Origin of the sequence: Microcoleus sp. Pol17C6 (genome assembly GCF_036701145.1) — a bacterium.
Taxonomy (GTDB): Bacteria; Cyanobacteriota; Cyanobacteriia; order Cyanobacteriales; family Microcoleaceae; genus Microcoleus.
Genome location: NZ_JAUBQH010000051.1, coordinates 24,641 through 33,751, shown reverse-complemented (window position 1 = coordinate 33,751; position 9,111 = coordinate 24,641). Strand labels below are relative to the sequence as shown.

At 46.7% G+C, this 9,111-nt stretch carries 6 protein-coding genes, 1 tRNA gene and 1 pseudogene; 7 read left to right on the top strand and 1 reads right to left on the bottom strand.

Going from position 1 to position 9,111, the window contains the following annotated elements; genetic code table 11:
- The 7 genes from QUA25_RS21805 to QUA25_RS21780 all read left to right on the top strand — a co-directional run.
- A partial coding sequence (locus QUA25_RS21805) for a tetratricopeptide repeat protein (RefSeq protein WP_333041231.1) occupies positions 1–1,082 on the top strand: 1,082 nt, incomplete at its 5' end.
- The gene (locus tag QUA25_RS29555; protein WP_445242246.1) at positions 1,028–1,174 is read left to right on the top strand and encodes a TPR end-of-group domain-containing protein; all 147 of its coding nucleotides are present in this window, start codon (positions 1,028–1,030) and stop codon (positions 1,172–1,174) included. The genes QUA25_RS21805 and QUA25_RS29555, both read left to right, overlap by 55 nt.
- A 563-nt stretch (positions 1,175–1,737) precedes the next feature.
- A complete protein-coding gene (locus tag QUA25_RS21800; RefSeq protein ID WP_333041230.1) occupies positions 1,738–2,940 on the top strand; it encodes a tetratricopeptide repeat protein in 1,203 nt (400 codons plus the stop codon).
- A 79-nt stretch (positions 2,941–3,019) separates the two neighbouring features.
- Positions 3,020–4,543 (top strand): carboxypeptidase M32, encoded by a 1,524-nt coding sequence (locus tag QUA25_RS21795; RefSeq protein WP_333041229.1) that lies wholly within the window; start codon positions 3,020–3,022, stop codon positions 4,541–4,543.
- A 129-nt stretch (positions 4,544–4,672) separates the two neighbouring features.
- Complete coding sequence (locus tag QUA25_RS21790; protein WP_333041228.1) at positions 4,673–7,093, top strand: sucrose synthase; 2,421 nt, start codon at positions 4,673–4,675, stop codon at positions 7,091–7,093.
- Positions 7,094–7,705: 612 nt separating this feature from the next.
- Positions 7,706–8,416 carry a peptidoglycan-binding protein gene (locus QUA25_RS21785; protein ID WP_333041227.1) on the top strand — a complete coding sequence of 237 codons (711 nt, stop codon included), beginning with the start codon at positions 7,706–7,708 and terminating at the stop codon, positions 8,414–8,416.
- Positions 8,417–8,632: 216 nt separating this feature from the next.
- Positions 8,633–8,714, top strand: a tRNA-Leu gene (locus QUA25_RS21780).
- Between the two features lie 114 nt (positions 8,715–8,828).
- Here QUA25_RS21780 and QUA25_RS21775 read toward each other — a convergent pair.
- Positions 8,829–9,014 (bottom strand): annotated as a pseudogene (locus QUA25_RS21775) (BrnT family toxin); the annotation flags it as partial.
- Positions 9,015–9,111 lie beyond the last annotated feature (97 nt).

The window sequence follows — 9,111 nt, the reverse complement described above, 5'->3', positions numbered from 1 at the left end:
ATTTAGGAAGATGGGAAGAAGCGATAGCCTCCTACGACAAAGCCTTAGAAATCAAACCAGATTTACAGGAAGCCTGGTACAGTCGGGGCATTAAATTGGGTAATTTAGGAAGATGGGAAGAAGCGATAGCCTCCTACGACAAAGCCTTAGAAATCAAACCAGATTTACAGGAAGCCTGGAACAATCGTGGCTGTGGACTGGGTAATTTAGGAAGATTGGAAGAAGCGATAGCCTCCTTCGACAAAGTTTTAGAATTCAACCCCGATGATGACTTTGCTTGGGAAAATCGGGCCATTGCACTGAATAATTTAGGAAGATGGGAAGAAGCGATAGCCTCCTACGACAAAGCCTTAGAAATCAAACCAGATGATGACGCAGCCTGGCACCAGCGGGGCATTGCACTGGGTAATCTAGGAAGATGGGAAGAAGCGATAGCCTCCTTCGACAAAGCCTTAGAAATCAAACCAGATTTACACGAAGACTGGTTTAATCGGGGCAGGACACTGGATAAGTTAGGAAAATTGGAAGAAGCGATAGCCTCCTACGACAAAGCCTTAGAAATCAAACCAGATTTACACGAAGGCTGGTTCAATCGGGGCCATACACTAGATAAGTTAGGAAAATTGGAAGAAGCGATAGCCTCCTACGACAAAGCTTTAGAAATCAAACCAGATCTACAAGAGCTTGTCTGGTACATTCGGGGCCATACCCTATGTAATTTAGGCTTATTAGAAGAAGCGATAGCCTCCTACGACAAAGCCTTAGAAATCAAACCAGATCTACACGTTTTCTGGTACCTTCGGGGCCATGCACTATGTAATTTAGGCTTATTAGAAGAAGCGCTCGTCTCCTACGACAAAGCCTTAGAAATCAAACCAGGCAAAGCGATCGCCTGGTTATTTTATTTAGGCTTATTAGAAGAAGCCATCGCCTCCTATGACAAAGCCTTAGAAATCAAACCAGGCGATCACTTTGCCTGGTACAGTATTAAACATCTGCGTTTTATAATAAAGCTTGCTGTTATGCGTTGCATAGTCAAATTGACCAAGCGATTCAGAAGTGGCAGCAAGCCATCAATCTGAATCCTGACGAATGGCGAGAAATGGCAAAAACTGACTCGGATTTTGACAGCATTCGATCGCATACTCGGTTTCAAGCCTTGATTCAAGGATAGGGATTTGCCCTTGGGCGGGGCGGGTTTATGAGATTGTTGGTTTTAGAAGACAATTATTCTTGGTAAAACCCGCCGCTACAGCATCAAAAATACTCTTATTATTTATTAGTCTGCAAAGGCGGACTTGGCTTGACAAGAGGCGCTTTCAACCCCCTATCGCTCACAAGGGTTACGTGAAAATGATATCTTGGATGAGGTTTGTCACACCTCAGTACGATCGCCCTTTCCTCTTTTCTACGCAGTCCTATAAAAAATTAGTATTAATCTATACCTACAAATCCAAACTCTAGAATTATAATGAAAAAAATTGAAAAAGCTCCCAAATTCCTGTAAAATTGCCATAAATAACCAAATAGGATCGATCAAAAGCACTCAAAGGCGAAAAAGATCGCATATAAAAAAGAGGCGTTGCTTAATCAGGGTATGAAAAAAATAACTTGAAAATCCCGAAGCTTTGTGGATACTGGTTTCTCTAACTTGCATATTTAGCCCTTCATACCCTAAATCAGCAACGCCAAAAAAGAAAAGAATCAATTAGACAGAAAATAAAGAGGTGAAACCCCTTGCAAAAATTAGCCAGCATAGAAAAGCCGATCGACTCAGGGGAAAAATCCATAGCAGTCAACACCCAAAAGGCTCAAACATTTTACGATCGCGGCAACGCCCTAGAAGCAATGGGACGATTCCAAGCTGCGATCGAATCTTGGGAAGAAGCGATCGAACTTGAACCAAAATTTTATGAAGCCTGGTACAACCAAGGCGTAGCCCTAAAAAAATTGGGCCAGCTAGAAGAAGCGATCGCAGCCTACAACAAATCCCTACAAATCAAACCCAACAATCCCGAAGCGTGGTATAATCGCGCCAACGTTTTGCGGAAGCTCAACAGACTCTCAGAAGCGATCGCATCCTACGAAAAGGCGATCGCACTCAACCCCAGCTACCCCGAAGCTTGGACGAACCGCGGCAACACCCTCGTCAGCTTAGAAAAATTGTCAGAAGCGATCGACTCCTACGACAAAGCCATAGCCATCAAACCAGACTACTGCGAAGCTTGGTACAACAAAGCATTTGCCCTGAGAAAATCCGACCAAAATACAGCCGCGATCGCCTCCTTCGACAAAGCGATCGAACTCAAACCCGACTTGCATCAAGCCTGGTACAACCGCGGCTTAGCCCTAGCCGATGAAAAACTCTACCCGGAAGCCGTCGCCTCCTACGACAAAACCCTGCAACTGCGGCCGAATTCCGCCGAAGCCTGGAACAAACGCGGCACGGCGATCGCCCAAATGGGAGAATTTGAAGCTGCGATCGCATCCTGGGACAAAGCCCTCGCACTCAAGCCCAACGACAGCGAAACCTTTTACAACCGCGGCTTAGCCTTCGCCAACTTACAGCGCTTTGAAGAAGCAATAGCCTCTTGGGACAAAACCTTAGAGTTGCAGCCACACAACACCGAAGCCTGGTACAACCGCGCCGTCGCCCTCAAAAAAATTCAACGATTTACCGAAGCGATCGCCTCCTACGATAAAATCATCGCACTCAAACCCGACGACCCCAACCTGTACTATCAAAAAGCTTGCGTGTACGCCCTGGAAAAACAAGCAGGCGAGCTCACAAACAGCCAGGAACTTGTAGCTACCAGCATCCGGCTGGCGATCGAAAACTTATCTAAGGCGATCGAACTTAATCCCCAGAAATACCGGAAATTGTGCAAAAATGACTCTAAATTGCTTACAATACGGGAAGAAGTGCGGTTTTTAGCTTGATTTCAGGGTAGCTATGATTGATGGATACGGATGCCGCACTGCAACCTTTGTAGGCAAAACAGCACCATAAACCCCAATCATGCAAACCCTAGACAAAACTCAAGCAAAATTCGCTCAACTGGCAGCCCACCTCAGAGAAGTTAACGACATCGAATCAGCCTCGTCGCTGCTGCATTGGGATCAATCAACTTATATGCCCCCCAAAGGTGCAAGTGCCAGAGGCCGCCAGTTGGCTACTCTCAAACAAATATCCCACGAAAAATTTACAGATCCAAAAATAGGTGAACTCCTAGAAGACTTGCGTTTCTACGAACAAACCCTCCCCTACGACTCCACCGCAGCCAGCCTGATCCGCATAGCGCGCAGAGACTACGATCGCGCCGCCAGAGTCCCCGCAACATTCATGTCAGCACTCTGCCGCCACCAAGCCGACTGCTACGAAGCTTGGGCCGCTGCCAGGGCAGCCAACAACTTCGCAGCCGTTGAGCCGTATCTCGAAAAAACCCTAGAATTAAGCAGGCAATACGCTGACTTTTTCCCCGGTTACGAACACATCGCCGATCCGTTGATCGATCGTAGCGACTACGGCATGAAAGTATCCCTGCTGCGCCCGCTTTTCGCCCAACTGCGTCAAGAATTAGTGCCGATAGTTGAAGCCATCACCTCCCAACCACCGGCCGACGACTCCTGCTTGCACCAAAATTTCCCAGAATCCCAGCAACTAGAATTCACTCGCAAAGTCGTAGAACGCATGGGGTACGACTTCCAGCGGGGACGGCAAGACACCACCCTGCACCCGTTCATGACCAACTTCTCCATAGACGACGTGCGAATTACCACCCGCGTCTATGAAGACCACTTGGATCAAGCACTATTCAGCAGCATCCACGAAGCCGGACACGCCCTCTATGAACTCGGAAATTCCCCGGAATTTGAAGGCACGCTTCTGGCAGGTGGCATTTCCTCCGGGGTTCACGAAAGTCAATCGCGACTTTGGGAAAATCTGGTCGGGCGCAGCCGCGGTTTTTGGGAATGTTTCTACCCGCAACTCCAAGGCATATTTTTGCGACAGTTGGGACACGTATCCACTGACGCATTTTACCGGGCAATTAACAAAGTCTCGCGATCGCTCATCCGCACCGACGCCGACGAAGTAACCTACAACCTCCACGTCGCCATCCGCTTTGACCTAGAATTGGCCATGGTAGAAGGAAAACTAGCAGTGCGAGACCTCCCCGAAGCCTGGAACGAACGCTATAAAACCGACCTCGGCGTTGTCCCCGCTACCGACAGCGAAGGCGCGATGCAAGATGTTCACTGGTATGTTGGTACGATCGGCGGAATGTTCCAAGGTTACACCCTCGGCAACTTGATGAGCGCCCAATTCTACGAAACAGCAGTAAAAATCAATCCTGAAATTCCCGTAGAAATAGAACGGGGCAATTTTACCGTACTCCACGACTGGCTCAAACAAAACATCTACCAGCACGGCCGTAAATACACCGCTGTCGAATTGATCGATCGGGTTACAGGTTCACCTTTAACTATTGATCCATTTATCCGTTACATTCGCCACAAATACGGGGAGTTTTATGTCATTTGAGGGATAGCAACTTCACTTTGCAGACTTTAACATTACAAAAAAAGTAGCCGCTTAAAACAAAGGGCGATACTGTTTGAGTATCGCCTAATTCCACAGCGGAAATCCCAAGTCTTAAATAAGGGAGTATGTATGTCTGAACTCTTTCAGACTGTTATCGCCAGCGACGAAAAAACCGAGTTGCGTCAGTTTCTCAGCGATTTACGCGCTTTGGGTAACACATATTTACTGCGAAACGACATAGTTAACGCTTTTGCCGCCTACTGCACCAAATACGAAAAGCAGGAACATTTCCATCAATCTTCTCTTTTAAGCAAACTCATTTACTACGTTCAGGAAATTATTCTCGAAGAAGGCAGCCTTTGCGTCCTGCTGCGACCAAAAATTGCTACAATGGAAATAGTGCGAGTTGCAGACGACTTGACTGTTGAGCAGATGACAGTGCAAGAATTGCTCGACGTGCGCGATCGCTTCGTCAACCACTTTCACCCCCAAGAAGGCGGCATTCTCGAACTAGATTTCGGCCCTTTTTACGATTATTCCCCCACAATTCGCGACCCCAAAAACATCGGCAAAGGAGTGCAATTCCTCAACCGATACCTTTCCAGCAAACTGTTTCAAGACCCCAGACAATCGCAGGAAACTCTATTTAATTTCTTGGGCATTCACCGCTACAACGGCGTACAATTACTAATTAACGATCGCATAAAATCCCAAGAACAACTTTCCGAACAAATCAAAAAAGCCCTCACCTTGGTCAGCGATATTTCTGAAGAAGAACCCTACGAGAGATTTCGATTAGTTCTGCAAATGATGGGTTTCGAGGCAGGTTGGGGAAATACCGCCGCCCGCGTGCATGAAACCCTAGGACTTCTTGACGAATTAATTGATGCCCCCGATCCGCAAATCCTAGAAGCATTTATTTCTCGTATCCCGATGATTTTCAAAATCGTCCTAGTTTCTCCTCACGGCTGGTTCGGCCAAGAAGGAGTTTTGGGGCGGCCGGATACGGGAGGGCAAGTAGTATATGTTCTCGATCAAGCGAAGAGTTTAGAGAAACAACTGCAAGAAGATATTCATCTGGCCGGTCTCGATAGTTTAGGAGTAAAACCTAAAGTAATTATTCTCACCCGGTTAATTCCTAACAGCGACGGCACGCGCTGCAACGAACGTTTGGAAAAAGTTCACGGCACAGAAAATGCTTGGATTTTGCGGGTTCCATTCCGCGAGTTCAATCCCAAACTGACTCAAAATTGGATTTCGAGATTCGAGATTTGGCCTTATTTGGAAACTTACGCGATCGATTCCGAAAAAGAACTGCTGGCTGAGTTTCAGGGCAAGCCAGATTTAATAGTCGGCAACTATTCCGACGGCAACTTGGTAGCGTTTTTGCTGTCTCGCAAACTCAAAACTACTCAGTGCAATATTGCCCATGCGCTGGAAAAATCTAAATATTTGTTAAGCAATCTCTACTGGCAAGAATCCGAGGAAAAATACCATTTTGCGCTGCAATTTACGGCTGATATAATTGCCATGAATGCAGCTAATTGTATTGTCACCAGCACCTATCAAGAGATTGTCGGCCAACCCGATAGTGTCGGTCAGTACGAATCTTACCATTGTTTTACGATGCCGGATTTGTACCACGTTGTGAACGGGATTGAACTGTTCAGCCCTAAATTCAACGTCGTGCCGCCGGGAGTCAACGAAAGTGTGTATTTTCCCTATACCCGGATAGAAGACCGGGTGCAAGAGGATCGCGATCGGCTCAACGAACTGCTGTTTACTCTAGAAGACCCCGAACAAGTCTTTGGCAAACTCGACTACCCGCAAAAGCGCCCTTTATTTTCGATCGCCCGGCTCGATCGCATTAAAAACCTGACAGGCTTAGCAGAATTGTTCGGAAAAAGCCAGGAGTTGCAAGAAAAATGCAACTTAATTCTAGTAGCTGGCAAGCTGCGGGTCGAAGAAACCGAAGACTACGAAGAAGCAGAAGAAATTAAAAAGCTCTACGCTATTATCGACCAATACAACCTCCACGGTAAAATTCGCTGGCTGGGAGTGAGGCTTTCCAAAAGCCTGTCCGGCGAAATCTACCGGGTAATCGCCGACACCCAAGGTATATTTGTTCAGCCAGCATTATTTGAAGCTTTCGGGTTGACAATTCTCGAAGCAATGATTACCGGGATTCCCACTTTCGGGACGCAGTTTGGCGGCCCGCTGGAAATCATTCAAGATGGCGTAAATGGGTTTTATATCAACCCGATCCACCACCAGGAGACTGCCCAAAAACTTCTAGATTTTTTATCTAAATGCGAACACAATCCCAACTATTGGTATGAAATTTCAACGCGAGGAATTGACCGAGTTTACAGCACGTATACCTGGAAAATTCATACTACCAGGCTGCTGACGCTGGCGCGGACTTACGGTTTTTGGAACTACTCGTCCAAAGAAAACCGCGAAGATATGCTCCGCTACCTAGAATCGCTGTTTTATCTCATTTACAAGCCAAGAGCAAAGGCTTTATTGGCAGAACACGCAAATCGATAAGTCGCGAGTTTGGCTTTTTACATGAAATCCCTTGGTATCGGAATTCTTCCTCTCTCTCTTTTCTTTCTCTGTATCCTCTGCGTCAAGAGGGGTTTAATAATTCCCATACAACCGAAATTGATATTACGGGGAGATTGAAGGAAAAAACTTCGCTTTTCATAGATCAACTTTGTAGAAAATTCGCCTGTAAAGATTTGTGAATGACGGCACGTTTTGTACCATAAGACTGAGGCTAAAAGACGTGGTTTATACGAGAATATGAGCTTTGGTAACGAAACATCTCGGAATCAAGCGGGTTTATTAGGAATAGTGCGAACCGGCCCCTACTTCTAACAGGTAACTTGTGAGTGCTGGTGTCCCGATTGCTGAAATTCTAGAGACCGGGGCAGATATAGCAACCGCGCCAGACGCTTAGAACTTTCTTAATGGCTCAAACCAATGCGGTCTATTACCCCTTCCCTCGGACTTTTTGTTACCCGATCGCCAAGTGAAATGGCCTTGTTCCTTCTTCCTTTTGCTATATGTCTCAGAAAGCAGTCCGGGTAATACAATTAGATTTAGAAACATGAAAACAGCGATACCTTGTCAAACCTCACTAACAGGATGAAATTTATGCGTGTGACTACTGTTACGATTTTCAGCTTGATCGCTCTGCTAGCTCCCGGCTTAACCCGAAAGGCAATTGCTGCTTTTGACTCCGAACCCTTGGTGCAGGAACAGTACCGCAGAGACTTTACGGCTCCCGCCGATCCGGGTGCCTCAGCATCGCCCGACGGAAAGTCCCAAGCAGATATGTTTAACAAGCCTTTTTACGCCGGCGAGCAGCCGCCAGTGAGAAAGGAAAAAACTATCTCGGCGGGAGCTGACGGGCCAGAAGTTGCAGCCATACAGCAACGGTTGCAGGTGCACAGTTTCAAGGTGGGGACGATCGACGGTACCTATGGCTCTCGCACTACATCGGCGGTTCGTGCCTTTCAGCAGTCTAAAGGTTTGAACGCAGATGGCATTGTGGACAAAGAAACTTGGACAGCTTTAGCAGCAGATCCGGCATCAGCTTCTGAAACTGTGCAGAGCACTCCTCCAATTCTGAGCAATGCTGCTGTTCCCGGCAATCCTCCAACTCTTCTAAATAAAGGCGCTGTCGGTTCCAAGGTGAAGACGTTACAGGTGCGTTTGGAAATACAGGGTTACGATCCGGGCCCCATCGACGGCATTTTTGGCGCTCGCACTGCTACGGCTGTCAAGAAATTTCAGGAGTATAAGGGTTTAATGGCTAACGGCATGGTGGACGAAACAACCTGGAAGGCGCTCGGCCAAAAGTAAGTGACAAGTGAAAATTACGGAAAATGGCTGTGACGATAACTCATGATTGAACCCGGTGTCCAAAAATGACCGGGTTTCTCGATGTTGGGCGATCGAGCAATTTGCTCATCACCCTGCGGATTTATCAGTGGGTCGCTTCCTTCAATCTAAAATCTAAAATCTAAAATAGATTGATCGATCGCTCTGTTGTGTGCTATAGTATTTAAATGTCAAAATGCGGATATGGCGAAATTGGCAGACGCGCCAGATTTAGGTTCTGGTTCCGAAAGGAGTGAAGGTTCAAGTCCTTTTATCCGCACTACTCTTAACGCTTTGTAAATCAATAGTTTCAGGTGTCAAGTGTCAAATTATTTGTCAAACGGGCAGTAACCTGTCCACGGGGACAAATAATTTGACACTCGACATTAATGCTTCAACCTTCATACTCTGCCCTCTCCTGACGAGTTGCTTTACGTGCTGAAATAATCCGAATGACATTTTCTTCACGCTCAATGTGAACCACATACAGTAGATTCCACCGACTACCTAGCCCAATCACAGCATCACGCGCTTCCTCATTGCCGCTGGCATCAACGACAACTAGAAATGGGTCAAAGAAGGATTCAGCAGCTTGTTAAAAAGTAACCCCATCATGATTTGTGGGATTGATCCACGCTTTTGAGTCGTCCCATACAAAGGTAATGCCATTGAGTACG

Excerpts from the sequence above, each read along its gene's own strand:
- QUA25_RS21795 (WP_333041229.1), top strand. The coding sequence starts at position 3,020 with ATGCAAACCCTAGACAAAACTCAAGCAAAATTCGCTCAACTGGCAGCC.
- QUA25_RS21790 (WP_333041228.1), top strand. The coding sequence starts at position 4,673 with ATGTCTGAACTCTTTCAGACTGTTATCGCCAGCGACGAAAAAACCGAG.
- QUA25_RS21785 (WP_333041227.1), top strand. The coding sequence starts at position 7,706 with ATGCGTGTGACTACTGTTACGATTTTCAGCTTGATCGCTCTGCTAGCT.